The following is a 22,598-nucleotide window of genomic DNA, read 5'->3' as shown; positions in this document are numbered from 1 at the left end:
TGACACATCGGTCTGGGGTTCTTTCATTAGGCATTACGCTTTTGGGCTTGGGGCCACGATTGGAGCAGGTGCCGACGCCGAAGGATTGTCTGGCGCTAAGGAGCGCTTGCGAATGAACAAGCTAAGCGGCAAAGCAACAAGCACAATAAAGGTTGCAAGCAAGTAGACATCATTGACACTCATGGTAAAGGCGTGCGTACCAATTTGTACTTTGTCCGTCATTCCGCCAGTAGCTAAATCCTTGCTGTGTGTAACGGTTTGGGACGATAGAACAGATGTGAACAGGGCAATCGCAAAGGATCCGAATACGTTACGAACCCAGTTATTAATGGATGTTGCATGACCGGATAGGGTTCTTGGAATTTGTTCCATACCCGCATTACTTGCAGGCATCGTAGCGAAGGCAATCCCGACGTTCCGAACGATCATCCAGAACACAATGTAGCCGCGAGAGACGTCTGTACTCAACCAGCTCAGTGTGAGCGTACCTACCGCGATTAAGGTAATACCGATAAAAATAAGAATACGAGGCCCGACACTGCTATACAGCTTGCCTACAATCGGCATACAAAGCGCCATCACAAGTGATGCCGGCAATAAGATTAATCCCGTATCAAGCGGGGTGACATGCTGAATATTTTGCAAGAAAATCGGTGTCAGGAAAGTACCTGAGTACAAGCTTATCGTAACAATACTGGAAATAATGAGAGATAGGGTGTAACGCGAGTTTTTCAACACGCGAATGTTCAATAACGGTGACTCCACCTTAAGCTCTCTCCAGATGAACAGCAGCAGAACTAGGAACCCTGTTATAAATAGACCAATGACACGGCCTGAAGTCCATCCCCAAGCATGCCCCTGCGAGAAACCAACCAGCAAGGCAAGACTGCTGACGACGACGGTCAGTAAGCCGATTAAATCAAATCTTTTTGGTACAGAAAGACGGTAATAAGGGATCAGTTTGAAGACGAGAATAATAGCAACAACGCCGACAGGTACGTTCATAAGGAACAACCAGTGCCAGCTCCAATTTTGCAGTAACCAACCGCTTAATGTAGGCCCAATAGCAGGCGCCATCATCGCTGATAAGGACCAAAGTGAAATCGCAATCGGTTGCTTATCACGCGGAATCACTTGATAGACAATCGTCATCGTAGCGGGCATAATCAGACCACTGAAAGCCCCTTGAATAATACGGAATGCAATAAGTGATGATGCATCCCATGCTAACGCGCATAAGAGTGAGAATACAGTAAAACCGATCAGTGCAATGGCATATAGCCGCTTGTAGCTGAATTTCTCCCCGAAATACCCTGTAATTGGAGCGATTGTACCGCTTGCGAGCATGAAGCCTGTAATCGTCCATTGGATTTTGCTTAAATCGGTATTGAAATGCTCGCTAAGTATCGGTATGGCGATATTGATCGTACTCATACTTAGGATCGAAACGAACGACCCGAAGAAAATAGCGATCATGATTGGCCAGAAGCGCACTTGCTGTAACTCATCCCTACTCAAAATAATGCCTCCACTCTATCATTGATCTTAACGATAGTATTCTCTATAATTTGAATGAAAATCATCATACTACCGATATGTTTATATGTCAATAATGACATAGTGAAGGAGCGGAAATGAATACCCTTTCATATGGATTACTAAGCCTTTTAACGAAAAACTCCCGTTCGGGGTATGAGCTCATGCAGCATATACAACCTTTTTGGTCAGCTAAACACAGCCAAATTTACCCACTCTTAGCGCAATTGGAGCAAAAGGGGCACGTCGCTTTCGTACATGTTCCTCAATCCGATAAGCCAGATAAGAAAGTCTACTCCATTACGGAGCAAGGGAAAGATGCCTTACGGGGATGGATTGCAGAGCCAACGGATGAACCTGTGACGAGGGATGAGCTTGCCTTGAAGATGTATTGCATCGGTTTAGTGGATAAAGAGCAAGCGAGGAAAATGCTCGCGGTACGAGAAGTATATTATAAGAAGAAAAAAGAGCGATTCAACCTCCTGATGGATAAGCTCCAACAAGGAAGTGATAAACCGCTCGACCAATTAGAGATTGGTGATGATGCATTTGGGATGTACGTCCTCGTGCATAAAGCTACAATGAAGGTAGATACGGATCTGTATTGGTGTGAGTGGATGAAGGAGAAACTGAAGTAAATTAACCGCCAATTTCCTGAATCACCGTTTGGATTTTCTGCAGACGAATGTATTCGGACTTCTCTAATTGAGGTCGGAAATAAGCATACAGATAGGCCGCATCCTCGAAAGTTAAGGCGGGGTAACAGACAACCTCTTGCACGACGAGTGGATTATCCATGATAACCTGCCATTCGCCGGCCCTTTCTGCTTGGGGGATGTTGGTGAAAATGTGCTTCTTGGCAGCTATGGTTGTCTCCAGCTCTGGCCAAACGTTCTCCCAGGACGGACTGAAATCCACGGGTTCAGGAAAAAGCCGCTTCGCTTTAGCGACCGACTGTTCCACGGTGACGATGTCCGTGTCTCCTGCCGCTTTAATTGCATCCGTGAGACTGTCGAGTAACCGCCTGAAACCTGCGAATCCTTCTGAGAGCACCTCACGTTGAAACAGGGCTTCCGCTTCCGCGGTAGTCAGCTTGTTGAAATCCGCCAATGTGTTATTAGTCATACAGGCCATATCCCCCCAAAAGAAACTGTTCCTTCCCCAAATTTATCATAAAGTTTTTACCAAATAAAGCACTTTCATTCGTAAAAAGGTCCATGGGTTTAAATTCAGTTTATATGCTTATGCTATCATGCACTCATGGAAGCAGCGAAGGAAATGAGCAAGGGAACGATAGAACTCAAGAAGCGAGGATGAATGAACCATGGCACCCATTATGATCGTAGATGATGATCCGTATATTCGTGAGCTGGTCCGTGTTTTCATGTTGAACGAGGGCTTCGATGTTGTGGAGGCCGCGGATGGCGTCGAAGCGCTCAAGAAGCTGCAAACCGTCCAAGTCGATATGGTCATCCTCGATGTGATGATGCCGAATATGGACGGATGGGCGCTGTGCAAGGAGCTCAGAGAGCATTATGATCTGCCGATTCTCATGCTGACGGCCAAAGGAGAAACAGCCCAGAAGGTCAAAGGCTTCGAGCTGGGTGCAGACGACTACCTCACGAAGCCTTTCGAGCCGCTTGAGCTGACGATGCGAGTGAGAGCGCTGCTCAAGCGCTACAGAATCGCCTCCGCGCAAACCATTCAGGCGGGCGATTTGAGCATGAATCGCAAAACGTATGAAGTCACCGCGGGCGCAGAGAGCATCACGCTGCCACTTAAGGAGTTCGAGCTGCTTTATAAGCTGGCGAGCTACTCGGGCAAAACCTTCTCACGCGATCAATTGATCGAGCAGATCTGGGGATTTGACTACGAAGGAAACGAACGCACCGTTGATGTGCATATTAATCGGCTGCGGGAGCGATTTCCAGAGGAGAGGCACGCTTTTCGCATCGCCACGATTCGTGGGCTCGGCTATCGTTTGGAGGTACTGAAGTGACCAATAAGCGGAAAGCGGAGAGAAGAGAGCGGAGAGAAAGACAGAAAAAACGGCGGTTAAACCACAAGAACCAATCCTTCCTCCAGCGAGTAGGAGGCTTCTTTTTTGGCTTTGGGATATTTGTTCTCATTATCGCGTATTGGCTAGCTACCTTCTATGGGATGGAGCATCTCTACACGTATTTGGGGAAACGCCCTGCCGAAGTCATTGTACAGCTGATCAACTGTATTGGCGGCATGTTCCTATGGGGGATGACAATGGCCATCCTTGGCCAATTTTTGCGTAAACATCAGTTGATATTCTTTCAAAGCTTGAATCAAGCGATACGCAGCATGTCTAGAGGGGATTTCAATGTATCGGTGGATAATAACCCTCGGAATGGTCCCTTTGTGGAGCTAGCGGAGTCCATCAATCAAATGGCGACTGACCTCGGGCAATTGGAGCGAATGAGGCAGGAGTTTATTTCGAACGTCTCCCATGAGATCCAGTCCCCTTTAACGTCCATTAGCGGATTCTCACGCGCACTGCAGAATGATCAGCTGTCGCCTGAAGAGCGTAAGCATTATTTGACTATCATTGAAACGGAAAGTGTACGTTTATCCAAGCTCAGCGAAAGTCTGCTGAAGCTGACTTCATTGGAGTCTCAGAACCACCCTTTTGAACCGAAGAGTTACCGACTGGATAAACAGCTGCGCAATCATATTCTCGCTTGCGAGCCGCAGTGGGTCGATAAAGCAATTGAAATGGACATCGAGCTAGATGCTGTGACGATTGCCGCGGATGAGGATTTGCTCAGTCAGGTATGGACCAATTTGATCCACAACGCGGTGAAATTTGTGTCTGAAGGCGGGATCATTCGCGTGCGTGTGGTAAGTAACGGGGAAGAAGCGATTGCACGCATCTCGAATAATGGTGCGAGTATTCCAGAAGAGGATCAGACGCATATTTTTGAGCGGTTCTACAAAGCCGATAAATCTAGAAATCGCACAGCGGGCGGCAATGGGCTTGGCTTGTCGATTGCGAAGAAAATCGTGGAGATGCATCACGGATCCATTACAGTAGAAAGCACAGTTGATGAAATGACAACCTTCATCGTACGACTGCCGATTGTGCAGAAAACACAGCTGCCAAACAAGTAACCCGGCTTGAACGCAAATAGAGACCCCCGCTTATCTATGATAACCGGAGGTCTCTATGAGTCATTTTGACTATTCAATTGTTCTTACACACACTCCATTCCCCGAAAAATCATGCATTTGTTTCAGAAAGCAATAAGTCATTCTCAAAGTAAAGTGTCCTTTCCTCGTAGTTAATCTCCGTCTTAATCTCCATCTCATTCTCCAACTAATCACCTTTACGACAAGCCCCTCACTTTAGTTCCTTTCCTCAAATGATGACCTGCCTGATCTCATTTCCCGCATGCTGGTTGAACGAGTGGGACGTTCCTGCACAAGGCTCCTGTCGTTTAGAGCGCAGGTGAGTAGCATGCTTCGCTAACGTGGTCCAATGGACTATCCCCTCTCATAGAAGATTGCTAGGCTCTTCGTTGATCCTTACACCGTCTGGTGCGGGTTGTCCTCCCTGTCTGCCTTGAATTCATAATAGCCCATTATTAAAATATTGTAAATATTCAGATTATTCAAAAATCAGCGGAATTTTGTCGATTTTTAGGTGTTATCTTGGTAATGCTTGCGATTACGCTGTTTTGAAATACCATATGAATGAAAGCGCTACCTTTATGAAGGTGAATATGAGATGAGAGAAGAAATTGAACGATGAAAAGGCGTAAGAAAATGCTGAAGATTACTCATTCTAGAGGAAAATGACATGCAAAATAAGGCTTTTCATCACAAATGTGCGAAAGCAATGTCGAAAGGTGACGAGACTATTTGGCATTGCGTGAGTTGCCTTTCATAAATAGAGGGGTTTCAGTAGATTGGACTGTAAAGACAGGTCCCTGCGGTAGAAATGCGAGTAGACAAGGACCTAAACAGCCTGTTTGCGTTCGAATTCTTTAAAGCGAGTACCCTGAAACGTTAAATTTCCCGTATCACCCTCGACCATATAACCAAATTGCTGCCGTCCTATCCATAGCTCCACTCTGCTCCGGTCCTCGAACTCGAATGTAACGAAGTAAGAGGTGTTTGAACCCGAATTACGAGAGCTTCCGGAGAATTGTATTCGTTTGGCCACAACCTTACAGGATCGATCTTGAATGGGCGCGTAGTTGTTAGATGTCCAGACCGAAAGGGATTGTATAATGATGAAGAGAAAGATGCCAATAACGAGAACTAAGACGCTCATGAATAGGATAAGAACCAGCGTACTTAAAGATCCTTCATTAAAGCCAGTCAGCACACGTCAGCACTCCTTCGTATGGGTAATAAAATAAGGATTATTCAGCTTTCTTAGGTTAGAGGAATCGTTTGACGAAGCGGTAGCCAGATTCATGGAAGCCAATGGGGGCTTTGGGGGAGCGGGTTTTATCGGCGGATTCCACATCTGTTAGCCACATCATCCCGGAGCAATTATGATCGCTGGTAAGCTGTTCGGCATAGCTTTTCAATTGTTCCAACGGTGCTTGGTTACTGTCAGGATCCTTCTGTAAGGAAATAACCGAAATTTCACTAAAGGTCAGATTCCGCTCTTCATGGTCTCTGCGGATACGAAAGCTTAACGTGCCAAGAATGCGATTCTTTTCTTCGTAGACATAAAGTAGTTCGTCTGGATTATTTCGCATGTTATGCAGCCTGTTTTCAATATGTAAAGGGGAAATAATCTTGCCGGTAATATGAGAAACAAGTGAGCTAATCGCTGATGTATCCTTGGGTGTTGCTTCACGAATGATTGAGGTCATGGGTATCCTTCTTTCTAAGAACAAGTTATATTGTTAATTGTACCATATATTGGAACATTAGTTCTATATTTATGAAAAAAATGTCAAAATTTTATATAACAGGCGACGATAGGTATAATATAGCGTGAAATAAAAAAGTGACCGTCCAGCAAGTAGGTTATTCTACTTAAGGACAGCCACTTTATTTGTATATAGAGATGAAGCCGAACCGAGAGGCGCTTTTTAGATGCAGACAATTAGCGAAATATCGCCCGCCTGGTTAGCGAGTCATCACTCATGCACCAGCATGAATGGTGTTTAAAGTTGTGCGATCGCTGGCTTGTACCAGCTTGATCAGCAACTCCTTCGCCGCGGCATAATCATCCACGTGGAGAATCGACGCGGAAGTGTGAATGTAGCGCGCGCATACCCCAATCACAGCGGATGGAATCCCTGTGCCTTGCACATGTACCAGCCCGGCATCCGTGCCGCCTTGCGAGATGAAGTACTGATACGGGATCTTATGCGTCTCCGCTGTATCCAGAATGAACTCGACCATCCCACGGTGTGTGATCATCGTGGGATCAAAAATCCGCAGCAGCGCCCCGCGCCCCAGCTGCCCGAAAGCCTGGCGGTCGCCGGTCATATCCCCGGCCGCACTAGCATCGAGCGCGTAGAACAGGTCCGGCTGAATCAGATTCGCAGCCGTCCTTCCACCGCGCACGCCGACCTCTTCCTGTACGGTGGCACCGGCGTACAGGACGTTCGGGAGCTTCGGCCCGCCGTGAAGCTCCTTCAACAGCTCAATCGCGAGGCCGACGCCGTAGCGATTATCCCAAGCCTTGGCCATAATCCGCTTCGGATTGGCCAGGGGTGTGAACGGGCAGATCGGCACGATCTGCTGGCCGAGCTTGATGCCGATGGCGATGGCATCGGCTTTATCTTCAGCGCCGATGTCAATGTACATCGTCTTAATGTCTGCGGGCTTGCTGCGCGCAGCTTCGTCCAGCAAGTGCACGGGAACGGAGCCGATCACACCGATGATCGGTCCGTTCGCTGTCATGATCTGCACGCGCTGCGCGGGCAGTACTTGACTGAACCAGCCGCCGAGCGGCTGGAACTTGACCGTGCCGTGCTCGGTGATGCCGGTCACGAGGAAGCCGACCTCGTCGAAATGGCCAGCGACCATAATGCGCGGTCCTGTTTCATCGCCGCGCACAACCCCGAAGAGGCTGCCAAGGCCATCCTGCACGAATTCGTCGGTATATTTGGCTAACTCGCCGTGCACAAATGCACGGATTTCTCGCTCAAAACCAGGAGCGGCTTGCAATTCGGTTAAGGTTTTAAAAAGCGCCAATGTTTCATTATTCATAAGGGGACCTCACTCACTTTGTATGTACTGAATGGCAAATATGAGAACTATTTTACCACAGTACAATAAAGAACACTCAGACATTTGCTCGGATTTCGAATAGAGGGATATTGTCTCTTTACAAAACTAATGACATTAGTTATTATCCTAATATAAGTAGTTAAAAGGAGGCGTTTCAAATGAAAATAACGCAAAACGGACATTTGTACCAACTGGCTTTTATGCCGAGATTTTTCCCGGTGAATTGTTACCTGGTGGAGGAAGAATCCGAATTAACCTTAATTGATGCGGCTTTGCCTTTCAGTGTGAAGGGCATCCTTCAGGCAGCAGAGCAAATAGGGAAGCCGATTACACGCATCGTTTTAACGCATGCACATGGTGATCATATTGGTGCCTTGGACGGTTTGAAAAAGGTACTGCCGAAGGCTCAGGTCTACATCTCCAGAAGGGATGCGAAGCTGCTGGCAGGCAATGTGGAGCTGGAGGCTGGTGAGCCCCAAATGCCGATTAAGGGCGGCATTCCGAAAGGAATTCAGACGAAACCCGATGTGCTGCTCGCAGATGGGGATCGAATTGGTTCATTGCAAGCCTTCGCTGCTCCTGGCCATACACCAGGTTCAATGGCTTTCCTTGATGTGCGGAGCCGGGCGTTGATCGCTGGGGATGCTTTTCAAGTACGAGGCGGTGTGGCGGTGTCGGGTGTGGTGAAGTTCTGGTTCCCGTTTCCGGCGATGGCAACCTGGAGTAAAGATGCGTCCTTGGAAAGTACGCGCAGACTGAGACAGCTAGAACCTAGCTTGCTGGCAGTGGGACATGGACGAATGATTGAGCAGCCTGTTGCGATCATGGATGCAGCGCTCGAAGAAGCCACCGCTAAATTTCAAGGCGCATCAGCTGCCATTTAGAAAAGAGGGGCACAAGATGGCTATTCGACAAGGGTTAGATGCAGAAACGGTCCTGCAAGCGGCAATAGAAATTGCAGATCAACAAGGTGTTGAACAGCTTTCACTGGCTGTGTTGGCTGCCAAATTAAACATCAAAACACCGTCCCTTTACAATCATATAAAAGGTCTGCCTGATCTGAGAAAGCAGCTTTCGAAGCGAGGGCTTATCCTTGTGAAGGAAGCGATGATCGAGGCTGCGATTGGAAAATCCGAGGATGACGCGCTGTTGGCTGCGGGTGTGGCTTATGTGGGTTTTGCCCGGAAGCAGCCAGGCTTGTATGAAGCGATCTCGGCGCTGCCCGATTATGAGGATCCCGAGCTGAAAGAGGTCGGCGCTGGAGTTGTCAGCTTCCTGCTTCGCATCCTTGAGCCTTATGGGCTCACTGAAGAAGACGCACTGCACGTGGTGCGTGGGTTTCGAAGCATGGTGCATGGCTTCGCCTCGCTCGAGCATCGGAACGGCTTCCGCATGGGGATAGACCGGGATGAGAGCTTGCGTCGGTTGTTGCAGACGTATTTGCGGGGGCTGCGTGCGGATGCGAAGGCATGATAAAAGTGGAGAGCGTGAGTGGCCTATGCGGCAACTTACGCTTTTTCTTTGGGAAATGAACGCTTTCACAATCAAGGCATGCCTATGTTGTATTTATTGCAACATAATGGAGTGAAATCCTCAAAAATGGCTTCTAATGTTGTATTACGTACAACATTAAGAGCCATTCTCGTGCTTTTAAGCAAAAATGTTGTAGGTTATGCAATCTGGGGAGTTAAAAAGGTTGAAATGTCCTCATCATGTTGTACAAAATGCAACATCGCAGGCGGAGATGACCTTAAACAGAAGGGTGGAAGTAAATACTCTCCCTCAATATGCTATATGTACTTACAACTGCATCGGTTTCTCACACGCCTCCACCGGCAGGCCGGAATCCACGAGCCCCGTGTCGATCGCGCGCCATAAATAGAGGGAGCCGAAGCTGCGATAGGGTGTCCAGCCTTCGGCGACGACGGCTAAGTAGTTTTTGTCTTTGCGCTCAGGGAGGGCATGCAGCCAGCGGGCCGCACGCTGCAGACCGGCATCACCGAGCGACATAATGTCGGGCCGGCCTAGGGTGAAGATGAGAAACATTTCAGCGGTCCATACGCCGATGCCTTTGACACTAGTCAGCTGCTTCAGAAGTTCTGAGGTATCTACATCCTGCAGCTGATCCAGCATCACCTCGCCATTCAGCACCTTAGTACTGAGGTCGCGGATGTAGCGGATTTTGGGATAGGAGACACCGCATTGGCGGATTGCTTCCTCATCTGTGGCCAGAACATCCTCCGGGGTAATGGTGGGGATGATATGTTTGACTCTCGTTTTGATGGTTAATGCGGCTTTGGCCGAGAGTTGTTGTGAAATAATCGACATGACGAGAGACTCATAGGGGCGAAAGCTAGGTGTGAGTGTGAGCTCACCAATGAGTTCGATTAGACGGGCTAGTTTCGGGTCCGCTTGAGATAAGGCGATGATGGCAGGGTGCTGGCTATGAAGTTTAATGGTTGTAGTAGGCACAGTAGGCTGGTGCATAACAATTCCTCCTCTAAAAAATCATGTCCAAACGGCGCATTTTTGCTAAATATCCTCTCAAGCTGAGAGAATTGGGTGACTTATCCAAATCGACTCTCTTTGAGTATAATAGAAGAAAGAATGAAAGCCAAAGGGGCCGGAGCCGGAATGACAGATGAGAAACGCATAGTGTCGAGAAGGAACGTAGGGATATTTGCTCACGTCGACGCGGGGAAAACGACAACGACAGAGCATTTACTATATCTAAGTGGGCGTATTCGCGCGCTAGGCAGCGTAGATAGTGGGACGGCGCAGACGGATTCCCTTGAGGTGGAGCGTGAGCGGGGAATTTCGGTTCGGAGTGCAACTACGAGCTTAGTATGGCAAAATACGTGGATTAATCTGGTAGATACGCCAGGTCACGTCGATTTCTTATCGGAGGTGGAACGCTCCTTACGAGTGATGGACGGAGCGATTCTGATTATCTCCGCCGTGGAGGGTGTGCAGTCGCAGACTGAAATGATTTGGCATGCGCTGCAATCACTTCGAATCCCGACTTTGCTCTATATGAATAAATTAGACCGCATCGGCGCAGACCCTGAGCGTGTCCTACAGGACATTCATAAGCAGCTCACGGGAATGGCGGTGCCGATATATGCGCCGCTAGGCATTGAGGACACGTTCCGCGGAGCGCGGAACGTGCTGGACGACGCGCCGGCAGTCGGCGCGCTCCATGGATTCGACCTCGCAGCCGCGGTCGAAAAGCTCTCCGAGCTCGATGAGCCGATGCTCACGAGCTACATCGAAGGTGCGCCCATCGCGGCGCACGAGGTCAAGGCCACCCTGCAGCGGTACGCTCGGCAGGGGGAGGCCTTTCCTTTGCTGGTCGGTGCCTCCAGCAAAGGGCTCGGTATCGAGGAGCTGCTAGCAGCGATCCTCGATTACTTGCCTGAGCCGCGCGGCGATGCGGAGCGGCCGCTTTCGGCTGTGGTGTTCAAGGTCGAACGCGACAAGACTATGGGGCGCATGGCGTACGTCCGCCTCTATGAGGGGACGATCCGTAACCGGGACACCGTCGTCAATGCCACGCAGGGCGTGGAGGAGAAGGTGACCCAGATTCGCCGCATCGACGGGCGCAAAGCCGAAGATCTTGGTGTAGTCGCGGCCGGCGACATTGCGGCCGTCTGCGGCTTGACGCAGGTGCGCATCGGCGATGTGCTGGGCCGGCCAGACAGTGTGCCGCCTGCGCCACGTATGGCTGTTCCGCTGTTGACCGTGCAGGTGCATGCTGAGAGCGACGCTCAGTACCCTGCTCTCGTCGCCGCCTTGCAGGAGCTCACGGATGAAGATCCGCTGCTCGATCTGCAGTGGCTGCAGGACGAGCGTGAGCTGCACGTCAAAGTCATGGGCGCGATCCAGCTCGAGATTCTGACGAGTCTCTTGAGCTCGCGCTTCGGTCTTGCGGTAAGTTTCGATCAACCTTCCGTCATCTACAAAGAAACGCCTTCGCAATCAGGCGAAGGATTCATTGCTTATACGATGCCCAAGCCGTGCTGGGCCATCTTACGGTTTCGCATCGAGCCTGGTGCGCCAGGCAGCGGGCTCGTGTATGAGTCCCAGGTACGCGGCGAGCAGCTGCTCGTGCAGTACCAAAATGAGGTGGCGCGCCGCGTGCCGGAGGCGCTGCAGCAGGGGCTGCTCGGTTGGGAAGTCACCGATGTAAAGGTGACGCTTGTGGAGGGTGAGCATCATGTGTGGCACACCCATCCGCTCGATTTTGCCGTCGCGACGCCGATGGGGATTATGCAGGGGCTGGCGCAGACGGGCACGACGCTGCTGGAGCCTATGCTGCAAGTGCGCATTACCGTGCCGGAAGAATTCGGCGGTAAGGTGCTGAGCGACCTGGTGCAGATGCGGGCGAGTTTTGATGCGCCTAGCATTGCTGGAGGCCGTTTCGTCTTAGAGGGGCGGCTCCCTGTCGCGACATCGCTCGAATATCCCGTGAAGCTAAGCGCTATGTCAGGTGGGCGGGGCGTGATTACTTCTTCTTTTGCAGGCTATCAGCCAAGTCCTCCTGATGTACATGCTGAACGTAAGCGGCGCGGTGTTAATCCGCTAGATCAGTCGAAGTATATTTTAGCTGTACGCAAGGCCTTATCCACCTAAGCTCTGGGGGCTCCCATTGACATGGCATCCCCTCTTTCAGTAAAATACAAGTAAGTTAATAACATGTGACGGAGAACAGGAGACTCACTTGGATTGCCCTTTGAATAGAGAAGGCATATCTTGGTGAGTCTTTTTGTTTCAGAAAATCGAGGTGAAGCGCATGTCGCTCCAGGATCAATGTATTTTACCAGCCATCCGTAAGATGAAGGATTTAGAGAGGCTCATGAAGTCGTCATACACGTATATCGTGCTGCTCGACAGTCATATTGGCCAACTCAAAAGCATTGTAGACCTGGGCCGAGCCCACGGGAAGAAGCTGCTGCTGCACGCAGATTTGATCGAGGGGCTGAAAAACGACGAGTTCGCGGCTGAATTTCTATGCCAAAGCATTCGCCCTGCGGGGATCATTTCGACGCGTGGCAATGTGATTACGAAAACAAGGCAGAACGGCTTGATCGCGATTCAACGGCTTTTTCTGCTGGATAGCTCGGCGCTGGACAAAAGCTACACCCTGCTCGAACGCTCACAGCCAGACTACATCGAGGTCATGCCTGGTGTCATTCCGCACATTATTAAAGAGGTGAAGGAGCGCTCGGGTATTCCGATTTTCGCAGGTGGACTGATCCGTTCCATTGATGATGTGGAGCAGGCGCTTGCGGCAGGTGCGACAGCTGTAACGACCTCGAACCATGAGCTATGGCAGCATTACGATGGCGTGACAAGGAGGCATAATCAATCATGACAACAACGGGATCTAAGCCCTCATATATCCTTTCCCTCGATCAAGGGACAACAAGCTCTAGAGCCATTTTATTTGATCAAAAAGGAAGTATTGTGCACACCGCTCAACAGGAGTTTAAGCAGTATTTTCCGAAGCCGGGCTGGGTGGAGCATGATGCGAACGAAATTTGGCTGTCGATTCAAAGTGTGATCGCCACGCTCCTTTCCGAGACCGGGGTGCAGCCTGCGGAGATTGCGGGTATTGGCATTACGAACCAGCGGGAGACGGCGGTTGTATGGGATAAGCATACGGGGATGCCCGTGTACCATGCGATTGTATGGCAGTCGCGGCAGACCGCAGACATTTGTGAGGAGCTGAAGACAGAGGGTCTTAACGACCTGTTTCGGGAGCGGACGGGGCTGCTGATTGATGCGTATTTCTCAGCGACCAAAATCAAATGGATCCTCGATCACGTTGATGGCGCTAAGGCGAAGGCGGAGCGCGGGGATTTGCTTTTCGGCACGATGGACACGTGGATCATCTGGAAGCTGACGGGCGGCAAGGCGCATGTCACGGATTACTCGAACGCCTCGCGGACGCTGATTTATAACATTCACGAGCTGAGGTGGGACGAGGAACTGATGGGGCATTTGGACATTCCTGCAGCGATGCTGCCGGAGGTTCGCTCGTCGTCAGAGGTATACGGGTACACGCAGGAGAGCCTCTTCTTCGGGGCGGCGATTCCGATCGCGGGCGCGGCGGGGGATCAGCAGGCGGCACTGTTCGGTCAAGCCTGTTTTGAAAAAGGGATGGCCAAGAACACCTACGGCACCGGCTGCTTCATGCTGATGAACACTGGAAATCACGCGATTCCGTCGCGCAGCGGCCTTTTGACTACGATAGCTTGGGGATTGAACGGGAAGGTTGAGTATGCGCTAGAGGGCAGCATTTTCGTGGCGGGATCAGCGATTCAATGGCTGCGAGATGGGCTGCGGATGATCAAATCCGCGAAAGATTCGGAGGACTATGCCAAACGAGTCGTGTCCACCGAGGGTGTGTACGTGGTTCCAGCCTTTGTCGGGCTAGGTACTCCCTATTGGGACAGTGATGTGCGGGGCGCGGTGTTTGGGCTGACGCGAGGGACGTCGAAGGAGCATTTTATCCGGGCAACGTTGGAATCACTCGCTTATCAGACGAAGGACGTGCTGAAAGCAATGGAAGATGATTCGGGGATTGAGCTTACGAAGCTGCGTGTTGACGGCGGTGTGGTGAAAAATGACTTCCTCATGCAGTTCCAAAGTGACATGCTGGGAGTCACGGTTGAGCGTCCGGTGATCAATGAAACTACGGCGCTTGGGGCGGCCTATTTGGCTGGCCTTGCGGTAGGATTCTGGCAGGATCAGGCGGAAATTGCCGCGCAGTGGCAGATGGATCGGGCCTTTGAGCAGGAAATGGCAGCGGATTTGCGTGAGAAGTTGTATAGTGGATGGAAAAAGGCGGTAAACGCAGCAATTGCTTTTAAATAAAGGCATACCGTGTTATACTACACCTAACAAGTTCATATTCGGTTGGAGATTGGGAGAAACCACAGCGGACCTTTACGTGCAAACGTAATAGGTTGTTGTGGTTTCTTCTTTTTTTTCATACAAGGGAGAGATTGGGATGACAAAAGGGCAAGCGAACGCGGGACAGCAGAAACGGACAGATCAACATAGACCATTCAGTGGGTTACAACGTAAAGAGATGCTCGAAGCGATGGCGCAGCAGCAATTTGATGTGATCGTGATTGGCGGCGGGATTACCGGCGCGGGTATTGCGCTTGACGCGCAGAGTCGCGGGCTTCGCACGGCGTTGATTGAGATGCAGGATTTTGCTTCGGGGACGTCGAGCCGTTCGACGAAATTGGTGCATGGTGGATTGCGGTATTTGAAGCAGTTGGATGTGAAGGTTGTGGCAGAGGTCGGCAAGGAACGGGCGATTGTGTACGAAAATGGACCTCACGTGACGACGCCGGAGTGGATGCTGCTGCCGTTCTATAAAGGCGGTACGTTCGGCAAGCTTTCCACGTCGCTCGGTCTACGCGTTTACGATTTCCTAGCGGGGGTTAAACGCTCGGAACGACGCAAGATGTTCAGCCCGGACGTGACTTTGCAGCATGAGCCTTTGTTGAAGAAGAAGGATCTCAGAGGCGGCGGATACTATGTAGAGTACCGCACGGATGATGCGCGGTTAACGATTGAAGTGATGAAAAAAGCGGTGGAGCTCGGCGCGATGGCGGTGAATTATGCCAAGGCCCAGGAATTGATCGTGAAGGATGGCACGCTGGTTGGTGTGAAGGTTGTGGATCAACTGGCGAAAACAGGAGGAACAGATGGAGGGACAGATCGGAAAGTAGGGAATCAACCCGCGTCCTACACACTGTATGCGAGTAAAATCGTAAATGCGGCTGGTCCTTGGGTGGACACCCTTCGTGAAATGGACCGTTCGAAGCAGGGCAAAACGTTGCATTTGACCAAAGGCGTGCATTTGGTTTTTGATCAGAGCCGGTTCCCGCTGGGGCAGGCGATCTATTTCGATACGCCGGACGGGCGGATGGTGTTTGCGATTCCGCGTGATGGCAAAACCTATGTCGGCACGACCGACACGAACTACAAAGGGGATATTGCCAATCCCCGCATTACAGTAGCTGATCGCGCTTATGTGCTGCGTGCCGCGAACGAGATGTTTCCGTCCCTCGGGTTGACGGAGGCTGACGTCGAATCGAGCTGGACCGGGCTGCGCCCGCTGATCCATCAGGAGGGCAAAGACCCTTCCGAGATTTCGCGCCGCGACGAAATCTTCATCTCTAACTCCGGCCTCATTTCGATGGCCGGGGGCAAGCTGACCGGCTACCGCAAAATGGCGGAGTCGGTCGTGAACCAGATCGCCGCCATGCTGGTGGCGGAGGGCAAGGTCTCGGCGGCCTTGCCTCCGAGCCGCACGAAGACGCTGCCGATATCCGGCGGCGATGTGGGCGGCTCCGCGAAGCTGGCGCCGTTCTTGCGCAGCAAGGTCAGCCAAGGCATGCGGCTGGGGCTGACCGAGCCTGAGACGATGCAGCTCGCGCAGCGATACGGGTCCAACGTGGACGCCGTATTCGCGCTGCTGGAGCAGCACCGGGTTGAAGCGGAGCGGCGGGGCATGCCTGCCGCGGTGCTCGCTGCGCTCGTGTACGCGATCGAGCGGGAGATGGTCGTGAAGCCGGCGGATTTCTTTATCCGCCGCACGGGCGCCCTCTTCTTCGACATCGCGTGGGCAAGGCAATGGAAGGCGCCTGCGACGGCCTTCCTGGCGGAGCGCTTCGGCTGGAGCGAAGCGCAGACAGCGGCTTATACCGCCGAGCTGGAGCAGCTGCTCCATGAGGCGGTTCATCCGCTGGAGGCTTAAAATATAATGTCTTTTAGCTAAGTGGTTAAGCTTACGAAACTAGTAGTGTAAATATCTAAGTTTATAATCTTCAATAATAAGTTTTTCTACAACTTCTTGTAATCGGGATAATTCCTTCATTATCAGCTGATGGTTCTCTTTTTGCATCTGTAAAGACGGGCTCTCATCCTCCATCGCGTTAATAAAAGCAATTCGATTACATGTAGGTGGATGTGTAGCGTCTAATTGTGCGGTATCTAAACTTGATAGTCTCTTCATTCGTTCCAATTCTTTGGGGGGCAGTATGTCGATTTGTTCAATAAAATCTTCGAATAAATGCCCCTCTCTCTTCGTATTTATTACTTTAAGTACAGTGAATTCAAATAATTCATGGAAGTGCAGCTTATTAAGTAGAGACAGAGTAGCTTCTTTACCTGCTGTTGTAGCCGCTAAGTGATCTGCTAGATATTCTGCTCGCTGAGAGTCTCTCCAGTTCAAATGGCATAAAATGTATAAGAAAAGGTATACAATCTTTGAAAGAAGCAGCATGAGAATATTTGCGAAAATCATAAAAAAGGCCCCAGAACGGTAACGCATATCAAGGATCTTATCTGGTTTTGTAATCTGAAACCAAGATGAAAGTGTTTGGATAGCAGAACCAACCCAGAACCCTCTGTTAAGATCACCATTTATGCCATGCGCAATTTCATGAGAAATTAGAGCGACGAGTTCTTGTTGATTTAATACGGACAGTAAAGGCATCCCTAAACGAAGTATCTTCTTTTGTTTCCAGCCTATTTGAGAAAAGGAAGCATTATATTCTTTATCAAGGATAATTCCGTGAATCTTATCAGCGTTGAGTCTCGCTGAAATATCATCAGTCAATGCATACAAATGTGGGAAATGTTCTCTAGGAAGTAGGACTTGTCGAAGTTGACTTGGCTTTGGACGCGTACTCCAAGACAATAATAGTAAGGACAGCCCTACTATGATAAAAATAACGTTAGGGAAGTCACTGAAGATGAGGTAACAACCAGCCAAGAAAAAGCACAAACTCACTAAATGAATAAATATTGATGTAAGTAGGGTCAATAATTTTAAGCCGGAGAAGCGAGAGCTAACATGCCCTTGTTCAATTACAGCTTCGAACAAGCTTCTACTAGATTTTTCCACTGCGCTTGCATAAATCTTTTCGAATATGTTTTTAGGAGAAGATGGTTTTGCGGTGTTCAAATTCCAATTACATCCCTCACACCAAGAAACATAGTTTTTGTCCACTGTTATTAATTGTTTGCAATCTGGGCATTCAATTATTTCTGTATGTACGACTGTCTGTTGCATGAGATTCTAATCCTCTCTAAATTGCAAGATAATGGTATATTAGCATGAAATAAATAGGAAGTGTTGAAGTTTCTAGATAACTAAAAAGAGCGCAACCTCAAGGGATGCGGTCTTGCCTCATTTCAGAATGTAAGCCGCTCGCTAGAGGCTTAAAATAAATATAACGCAAAGTCTTACGTAATAAATTACGTAAGACTTTGCGTTATAAATGGAGTATACTTGTTACTACATGGATCATACTATAGGGTAAAGAGGAGAGAAAAGAGATGGTTACGATGGCTAAGCCAACATTTACAGCTGATCAACTGGTCAGTTCCTCCGTTGCATCCAAAAAGTTTGGTGAGTTACGCAAAAAGGCGAAGCAACTGCCTCAATTCATTACGGAAAATGGTGCAGTGGATACTGTTTTAGTTGGATATGAGTACTACGAGCAGTTATTTGAGCGTCTGACCCAGCTTGAAGAGCAGGAGGAAGAACGCATTTTGAACGAGCGTGTAGATCGTTTGAATGGGTATCCGGAATCGGCAAAATCGTGGAAAGAAATTCGTAGGGAACCTCATGAATGAACGCTTTGATATTCGTTTTGATGTCGAGGCAGAGAAAGAATATCGAAAGTTAGATAATTCAGTGCTCGGTATTGTAAACAAAGCGATTGACGAGCTGGTTTATCGTGCGGATGAGGTCGGTAAACTACTCAGCAATAAAGCCAATACAAAATTAGCAGGCTGTAAAGAGATTAAGCTTAGAGATGCTGGTATCCGTATTGTGTTTCGGATTACGAACGAGACAGTTGAGGTTCTTCGCGTAGCATATATCTTAACAATTGATTGAGCGTCGTAGTGAGGATCTTGTTTTCAAGATCGCTGATCAAAGGCTGAAGACATTTAAAAAGATTCCAGAGGTTCAATTACATAAATTCATTCAATCCAAACTGAAATGGACTACAAAAAGAGACAACCAATAAGACCGCACCCCTAAGGGTGCGGTCTTATTTCAATCTACCACTCCGCCACCGTACCATCCTCTTGCCGCCAAATCGGATTCTTCCAATTGTGCCCGATGGCCGCCATTTCACGAACTTTCTCCTCATTGATTTCGATCCCTAAACCGGGAGCAGTCAAATTCTTCACGAAGCCGGCCTCATATTGGAACACAGTCGGGTCTTTCAGATAGTCCAGCAAATCACTGCCTTTATTATAGTGAATGCCGAGGCTTTGCTCCTGAATGAACGCGTTTGGCGAGCAGATGTCCAATTGCAGACAGGAGGCAAGCGCGATAGGGCCAAGCGGGCAATGCGGTGCAATCGCGATATCATACGCCTCGGCCATTGCGGCGATTTTGCGGGTTTCTAATATCCCTCCGGCATGTGAAAGATCAGGTTGAATGATGTCCACGATACCTTGAGCCAACAGTTCTTTAAAGCCCCAACGCGTATACATGCGTTCGCCGGTGGCGATAGGACAAGAAGTATAGCGAGCGATTTCTTTCAGTGCTTCATTGTTTTCAGGCAGAACGGGCTCTTCAATGAACATTGGGCGATAAGGCTCGAGCTCTTTTACGATGATTTTGGCCATCGATTTATGTACTCGGCCGTGGAAGTCGATTCCGATGCCGATGTCTTTGCCAACAGCTTCACGGACGGCAGCAATACGGGCAATGGCCTCATCTACTTTGCTAAGTGAATCAATGTAGTGCAATTCTTCTGTAGCGTTCATCTTCACCGCGGTGAAGCCAGCTTTAACCTGCAGCTTTGCTGATTCACCTACGTCGCTTGGGCGGTCTCCACCAATCCAGGAATAGACACGTGTGCGATCACGACATGCACCACCTAGTAAATCGTAAACTGGGGCGTTATAGAACTTGCCTTTAATGTCCCAGAGTGCTTGTTCGATGCCGGAAATCGCACTGGTAAGAATGGGCCCTCCACGATAAAATCCACCGCGGTAGAGCACCTGAAACATATCTTCAATTCGCATCGGATCTTTCCCGATGATATGCTCGCTCATTTCCATCACGGCTGCTGCGACGGTATCCGCTTTTCCCTCTACGACGGGTTCGCCCCATCCTGTAATACCTTCATCCGTATCGATTTTCAAAAACAACCATCTTGGCGGCACTTTAAACAATTCTAATTTCGTAATTTTCACGGAAATACGTCCTCTCCCTGTTACCCTAGAATGTTTGACAGTTCACATGTTGAATTTCGTGAAGCGCTGCCAAACTCCTGCATTTTTGCTGTGTAAACGAGAGACACCATTTTAACCATTGACACCTAACTCTACTCGGACTAAAATGTATAAAAATACAATATAGTGAATAATTATGCGAAAGCGGTGACGAAGTTGCAACACATTCTGTCCTTGCAAGAACTCGATAAAGAGACCTTGTTCTCCATCATTCTCAAAGGCATAGAGATCAAAAACAATCCCGAGGCTTACTACCACCACTGCGAGCGCAAAGGACTGCTCATGCTTTTTCAAAAATCATCGACCCGAACGGCGCTTTCCTTTCATTCAGGTATTCATCAAATGGGCGGTTATGCGGTGAATATGGACTGGGATGCTAGTAATTTTAGTATTTCTCCAATTAGGTACGAAGCCCGTTATGCATCAAGGAACTGCGATGTGATCATGGCTAGGCTCAAAAAACACTCCGATTTACTTGAACTAGCTGCATACTCCGGGGTGCCAGTGATTAATGGATGCTGTGACAAGTACCACCCGTGCCAAGCGCTTGCGGATTTAATGACGATTTATGAAGTCAAAGGTACGTTTGAAGGCGTAACCGTAGCTTATGTTGGCATTCATAATAACGTGGTAAATTCCTTAGTTGCAGGTTGTATGATCTTGGGACTCAAACTGTTGCTAGTCACCCCGATCGTCAATGAAGCTTCATGGGACGAAGAACTGATGCAGCGAGCCTATCAAAGTGGATACATTGAGGAAGTTGAGGTGTTGTCTGCAGCGATGAAAAAGGCCGATTTCATCTACACAGATACGTGGGTTGACATGGAATTTTTCTCCGATGTACAGTATCAGGAAGAGAAAGCTAGACGAATTGACATTATGATGTCTTTTCAGATCAATAAGCGGAGCCTTGGGAAGTACTCCCCTTATATCATGCATGATATGCCCATTCATCCAGGCTTTGAAATCGCAGAAGATATCATTGAATCGGAGAATGCTATCATTTATCAGCAAGCGGAGAATCGGATGCATGTTCAAAAAAGTCTGCTTTTACACCTACTGAACCTATAACACACCGAAGGGGGCCATCACGAGATGACATTTACGACGCTGCTAGCTTTCGCCTTAGTCTCGCTAGGCATGGTGTGCACGCCAGGACCTAACATGATCTACTTAATCTCACGCTCGGTCACGCAGGGGAGGATGGCTGGGGTTATATCACTGCTGGGCATTATGCTAGCATTTCTAGTTTACATCGTGACCACGATGTTAGGGCTTTCGGCGCTGTTTTTGGCGGCTCCGTATGTATTCGACGCTGTAAAGCTAGCGGGTGCTGCTTATTTACTCTGGCTGGCTTGGCAGGCTGTGAAGCCTGGGGCCAGATCCGTTCTGACTGCTCGGGAACTACCTTTGGACCCGCCTAAGAAGCTATTTCTTATGGGGTTCATGACCAATCTGCTGAATCCCAAAGCGGCGGTCCTGTATGTATCGCTCTTACCTCAGTTTGAGGACCCTGCACGGGGTTCCTTATTGTTGCAGAGCGCAACGCTCGGACTCACACAAATCACGGTGAGCTTTACTGTGAATCTCTTGATCGTGTTAACCGCAAGCCACATCGCCTCATGGTTTGGCACGCGTCCCAAATGGCTGCAGATCCAGCGGTGGCTGATGGGAAGCGTATTGACGGGGTTGGCTGTGCGTCTCGCCTTCGAGCGGAGACAATAGAAGGCAAAAGACCCGCAGCAGATTGCTGTGGGTCTTTTGCGTACAGGAGAAGGCTGGGGCATAAAATTGTGAATTTTGCTCAAAATAAACCATGTTCGAGAATTGCAGACAGAGGAGAAGATACATTTTGAAGCGAAAAATCGTAATATCCATGCTACTGTTAACCATGGTTCTCTCCTTCACTTTTATGCCGTTTGGCGTACATGCCGCTGGAAAGGAACCTGGTTCTGCGCTGTGCATGAACGCTGCGAAAGTGAAGCTCAAGCAAGACATGAGGAGACTTTGGGTTGATCATGTGGGCTGGACGAGAAGCTACATCATCAGCGCAATTGCAGGGCTGGAGGATCAGAAGGATGTTTTGGCTAGGCTGCTGAAGAATCAGCAGGACATCGGTGATGCGGTGAAGCCGGTTTATGGAGATGCGGCTGGGAATAAGTTGGCTGAACTGTTGAGGGAGCACATCCAATTAGCTGGTGGCGTAATAGACGCGGCAAAAGCTGGCAATCAAGCCGAACTAGCCAAATTTAACAAAGAGTGGTACCGAAATGCGGATGATATCGCCAAGTTTCTAAGCGCAGCGAACCCGAATTGGTCTGAGAAAGAACAGCGGGACATGCTCTATGCGCACTTGCAGTTTGTGACAGATCAAGTCACTGCGAGACTGAAAAAGGATTGGAAAGCCGATATTCTTGCCTTCGATAAGGGTGAGGATCATATGATGATGTATGCCGATATGTTGTCGGATGGGATTATCAAGCAGTTCCCCGATAAGTTCAAATGAGTTCGCATAAGTTGTAATAGGTTCAAAAGCCAAGCTGATACTG

Annotated in this window: 22 protein-coding genes; 14 read left to right on the top strand and 8 right to left on the bottom strand. The window is 49.3% G+C overall.

The genetic code is table 11. The features are described 5' to 3' along the window. Positions 1–33: 33 nt before the first annotated feature. The gene (locus AC58QO_RS19700; protein WP_497268487.1) at positions 34–1,518 is read right to left on the bottom strand and encodes an MDR family MFS transporter; all 1,485 of its coding nucleotides are present in this window, start codon (positions 1,516–1,518) and stop codon (positions 34–36) included. A gap of 116 nt (positions 1,519–1,634) precedes the next feature. On the opposite strand from AC58QO_RS19700, the gene AC58QO_RS19695 reads away from it, so the two are divergent. After that, positions 1,635–2,174, top strand: a complete 540-nt coding sequence (locus AC58QO_RS19695; protein WP_497268485.1) for a PadR family transcriptional regulator — start codon at positions 1,635–1,637, stop codon at positions 2,172–2,174. A 1-nt stretch (position 2,175) separates the two neighbouring features. Here AC58QO_RS19695 and AC58QO_RS19690 read toward each other — a convergent pair whose 3' ends face one another. After that, positions 2,176–2,661, bottom strand: a complete 486-nt coding sequence (locus tag AC58QO_RS19690) for a hypothetical protein (RefSeq protein ID WP_497268483.1) — start codon at positions 2,659–2,661, stop codon at positions 2,176–2,178. A 199-nt stretch (positions 2,662–2,860) separates the two neighbouring features. Between AC58QO_RS19690 and AC58QO_RS19685 the strand changes: the two genes are divergently transcribed. Both AC58QO_RS19685 and AC58QO_RS19680 read left to right on the top strand, forming a co-directional pair. Further along, positions 2,861–3,535, top strand: a complete 675-nt coding sequence (locus AC58QO_RS19685; RefSeq protein WP_497268481.1) for a response regulator transcription factor — start codon at positions 2,861–2,863, stop codon at positions 3,533–3,535. After that, positions 3,532–4,674, top strand: a complete 1,143-nt coding sequence (locus AC58QO_RS19680; RefSeq protein ID WP_497268479.1) for a HAMP domain-containing sensor histidine kinase — start codon at positions 3,532–3,534, stop codon at positions 4,672–4,674. The genes AC58QO_RS19685 and AC58QO_RS19680 overlap by 4 nt, the downstream gene beginning before the upstream one ends. 847 nt (positions 4,675–5,521) lie before the next feature. On the opposite strand, the gene AC58QO_RS19675 is transcribed toward AC58QO_RS19680, so the two are convergent. From AC58QO_RS19675 to AC58QO_RS19665, 3 genes are all read right to left on the bottom strand, one after another. Then, the gene (locus AC58QO_RS19675; RefSeq protein ID WP_497268477.1) at positions 5,522–5,893 is read right to left on the bottom strand and encodes a DUF2500 domain-containing protein; all 372 of its coding nucleotides are present in this window, start codon (positions 5,891–5,893) and stop codon (positions 5,522–5,524) included. Positions 5,894–5,948: 55 nt separating this feature from the next. Beyond that, positions 5,949–6,392, bottom strand: coding sequence for a GNAT family N-acetyltransferase (locus AC58QO_RS19670; protein ID WP_497268475.1), 444 nt, complete (start codon positions 6,390–6,392; stop codon positions 5,949–5,951). Positions 6,393–6,666: 274 nt separating this feature from the next. After that, positions 6,667–7,743: a M42 family metallopeptidase gene (locus tag AC58QO_RS19665; protein ID WP_497268473.1), complete on the bottom strand. Its 1,077-nt coding sequence runs from the start codon at positions 7,741–7,743 to the stop codon at positions 6,667–6,669. 179 nt (positions 7,744–7,922) lie between these two features. Between AC58QO_RS19665 and AC58QO_RS19660 the strand changes: the two genes are divergently transcribed. Together AC58QO_RS19660 and AC58QO_RS19655 are read left to right on the top strand one after the other, a co-directional pair. Next, entirely contained in the window at positions 7,923–8,648 is a 726-nt protein-coding gene (locus tag AC58QO_RS19660) for an MBL fold metallo-hydrolase (protein ID WP_497268471.1), read from the top strand. A 16-nt stretch (positions 8,649–8,664) separates the two neighbouring features. Continuing rightward, positions 8,665–9,237: a TetR/AcrR family transcriptional regulator gene (locus AC58QO_RS19655; protein ID WP_497268469.1), complete on the top strand. Its 573-nt coding sequence runs from the start codon at positions 8,665–8,667 to the stop codon at positions 9,235–9,237. Positions 9,238–9,564: 327 nt separating this feature from the next. On the opposite strand, the gene AC58QO_RS19650 is transcribed toward AC58QO_RS19655, so the two are convergent. Continuing rightward, positions 9,565–10,251: a DNA-3-methyladenine glycosylase family protein gene (locus AC58QO_RS19650; RefSeq protein WP_497268468.1), complete on the bottom strand. Its 687-nt coding sequence runs from the start codon at positions 10,249–10,251 to the stop codon at positions 9,565–9,567. A 147-nt stretch (positions 10,252–10,398) separates the two neighbouring features. On the opposite strand from AC58QO_RS19650, the gene AC58QO_RS19645 reads away from it, so the two are divergent. The 4 genes from AC58QO_RS19645 (at position 10,399) to AC58QO_RS19630 (ending at position 16,543) form a co-directional block, all read left to right on the top strand. After that, positions 10,399–12,396 (top strand): GTP-binding protein, encoded by a 1,998-nt coding sequence (locus AC58QO_RS19645; RefSeq protein ID WP_497268466.1) that lies wholly within the window; start codon positions 10,399–10,401, stop codon positions 12,394–12,396. Positions 12,397–12,556: 160 nt separating this feature from the next. Further along, positions 12,557–13,138 (top strand): glycerol-3-phosphate responsive antiterminator, encoded by a 582-nt coding sequence (locus tag AC58QO_RS19640; RefSeq protein ID WP_497268725.1) that lies wholly within the window; start codon positions 12,557–12,559, stop codon positions 13,136–13,138. Next, entirely contained in the window at positions 13,135–14,643 is a 1,509-nt protein-coding gene (gene glpK, locus AC58QO_RS19635) for a glycerol kinase GlpK (RefSeq protein WP_497268464.1), read from the top strand. Before AC58QO_RS19640 ends, glpK begins: the two co-directional genes overlap by 4 nt. A 136-nt stretch (positions 14,644–14,779) precedes the next feature. Next, positions 14,780–16,543, top strand: a complete 1,764-nt coding sequence (locus AC58QO_RS19630) for a glycerol-3-phosphate dehydrogenase/oxidase (RefSeq protein ID WP_497268463.1) — start codon at positions 14,780–14,782, stop codon at positions 16,541–16,543. Between the two features lie 39 nt (positions 16,544–16,582). Here AC58QO_RS19630 and AC58QO_RS19625 read toward each other — a convergent pair whose 3' ends face one another. Next, complete coding sequence (locus AC58QO_RS19625) at positions 16,583–17,863, bottom strand: M48 family metallopeptidase (protein ID WP_497268461.1); 1,281 nt, start codon at positions 17,861–17,863, stop codon at positions 16,583–16,585. Between the two features lie 266 nt (positions 17,864–18,129). Between AC58QO_RS19625 and AC58QO_RS19620 the strand changes: the two genes are divergently transcribed. Both AC58QO_RS19620 and AC58QO_RS19615 read left to right on the top strand, forming a co-directional pair. Continuing rightward, on the top strand, positions 18,130–18,429 hold the full coding sequence (locus tag AC58QO_RS19620; protein ID WP_497268459.1) for a type II toxin-antitoxin system Phd/YefM family antitoxin: 300 nt from the start codon (positions 18,130–18,132) through the stop codon (positions 18,427–18,429). Next, positions 18,422–18,694: a type II toxin-antitoxin system RelE family toxin gene (locus AC58QO_RS19615; protein ID WP_497268458.1), complete on the top strand. Its 273-nt coding sequence runs from the start codon at positions 18,422–18,424 to the stop codon at positions 18,692–18,694. The genes AC58QO_RS19620 and AC58QO_RS19615 overlap by 8 nt, the downstream gene beginning before the upstream one ends. Before the next feature lie 167 nt (positions 18,695–18,861). Here the strand turns inward: AC58QO_RS19615 and dgoD are convergent, their stop codons facing one another. Beyond that, positions 18,862–20,010: a galactonate dehydratase gene (gene dgoD / locus AC58QO_RS19610; protein WP_497268457.1), complete on the bottom strand. Its 1,149-nt coding sequence runs from the start codon at positions 20,008–20,010 to the stop codon at positions 18,862–18,864. A gap of 195 nt (positions 20,011–20,205) precedes the next feature. On the opposite strand from dgoD, the gene AC58QO_RS19605 reads away from it, so the two are divergent. From AC58QO_RS19605 to AC58QO_RS19595, 3 genes are all read left to right on the top strand, one after another. Continuing rightward, positions 20,206–21,120, top strand: a complete 915-nt coding sequence (locus AC58QO_RS19605; RefSeq protein ID WP_497268456.1) for an ornithine carbamoyltransferase — start codon at positions 20,206–20,208, stop codon at positions 21,118–21,120. A gap of 24 nt (positions 21,121–21,144) precedes the next feature. Beyond that, positions 21,145–21,774 carry a LysE family translocator gene (locus tag AC58QO_RS19600; RefSeq protein ID WP_497268454.1) on the top strand — a complete coding sequence of 210 codons (630 nt, stop codon included), beginning with the start codon at positions 21,145–21,147 and terminating at the stop codon, positions 21,772–21,774. A gap of 127 nt (positions 21,775–21,901) precedes the next feature. After that, entirely contained in the window at positions 21,902–22,555 is a 654-nt protein-coding gene (locus AC58QO_RS19595; RefSeq protein WP_497268452.1) for a glycosyltransferase, read from the top strand. Positions 22,556–22,598: the final 43 nt, after the last annotated feature.

This window comes from Paenibacillus sp. J31R30, from assembly GCF_059692115.1.
Note: the sequence above shows the minus strand (reverse complement) of the source record. Positions and strands in the feature narration are given on the sequence as shown.

What these genes read in the sequence shown, in the direction of transcription:
- AC58QO_RS19695 (WP_497268485.1), top strand. Translation starts at nt 1,635, where the DNA reads ATGAATACCCTTTCATATGGATTACTAAGCCTTTTAACGAAAAACTCC.
- AC58QO_RS19690 (WP_497268483.1), bottom strand. Translation starts at nt 2,661, where the DNA reads ATGACTAATAACACATTGGCGGATTTCAACAAGCTGACTACCGCGGAA.
- AC58QO_RS19685 (WP_497268481.1), top strand. Translation starts at nt 2,861, where the DNA reads ATGGCACCCATTATGATCGTAGATGATGATCCGTATATTCGTGAGCTG.
- AC58QO_RS19670 (WP_497268475.1), bottom strand. Translation starts at nt 6,392, where the DNA reads ATGACCTCAATCATTCGTGAAGCAACACCCAAGGATACATCAGCGATT.
- AC58QO_RS19665 (WP_497268473.1), bottom strand. Translation starts at nt 7,743, where the DNA reads ATGAATAATGAAACATTGGCGCTTTTTAAAACCTTAACCGAATTGCAA.
- AC58QO_RS19660 (WP_497268471.1), top strand. Translation starts at nt 7,923, where the DNA reads ATGAAAATAACGCAAAACGGACATTTGTACCAACTGGCTTTTATGCCG.
- AC58QO_RS19655 (WP_497268469.1), top strand. Translation starts at nt 8,665, where the DNA reads ATGGCTATTCGACAAGGGTTAGATGCAGAAACGGTCCTGCAAGCGGCA.
- AC58QO_RS19650 (WP_497268468.1), bottom strand. Translation starts at nt 10,251, where the DNA reads ATGCACCAGCCTACTGTGCCTACTACAACCATTAAACTTCATAGCCAG.
- AC58QO_RS19645 (WP_497268466.1), top strand. Translation starts at nt 10,399, where the DNA reads ATGACAGATGAGAAACGCATAGTGTCGAGAAGGAACGTAGGGATATTT.
- AC58QO_RS19640 (WP_497268725.1), top strand. Translation starts at nt 12,557, where the DNA reads ATGTCGCTCCAGGATCAATGTATTTTACCAGCCATCCGTAAGATGAAG.
- glpK (WP_497268464.1), top strand. Translation starts at nt 13,135, where the DNA reads ATGACAACAACGGGATCTAAGCCCTCATATATCCTTTCCCTCGATCAA.
- AC58QO_RS19630 (WP_497268463.1), top strand. Translation starts at nt 14,780, where the DNA reads ATGACAAAAGGGCAAGCGAACGCGGGACAGCAGAAACGGACAGATCAA.
- AC58QO_RS19625 (WP_497268461.1), bottom strand. Translation starts at nt 17,863, where the DNA reads ATGCAACAGACAGTCGTACATACAGAAATAATTGAATGCCCAGATTGC.
- AC58QO_RS19620 (WP_497268459.1), top strand. Translation starts at nt 18,130, where the DNA reads ATGGTTACGATGGCTAAGCCAACATTTACAGCTGATCAACTGGTCAGT.
- AC58QO_RS19615 (WP_497268458.1), top strand. Translation starts at nt 18,422, where the DNA reads ATGAATGAACGCTTTGATATTCGTTTTGATGTCGAGGCAGAGAAAGAA.
- AC58QO_RS19600 (WP_497268454.1), top strand. Translation starts at nt 21,145, where the DNA reads ATGACATTTACGACGCTGCTAGCTTTCGCCTTAGTCTCGCTAGGCATG.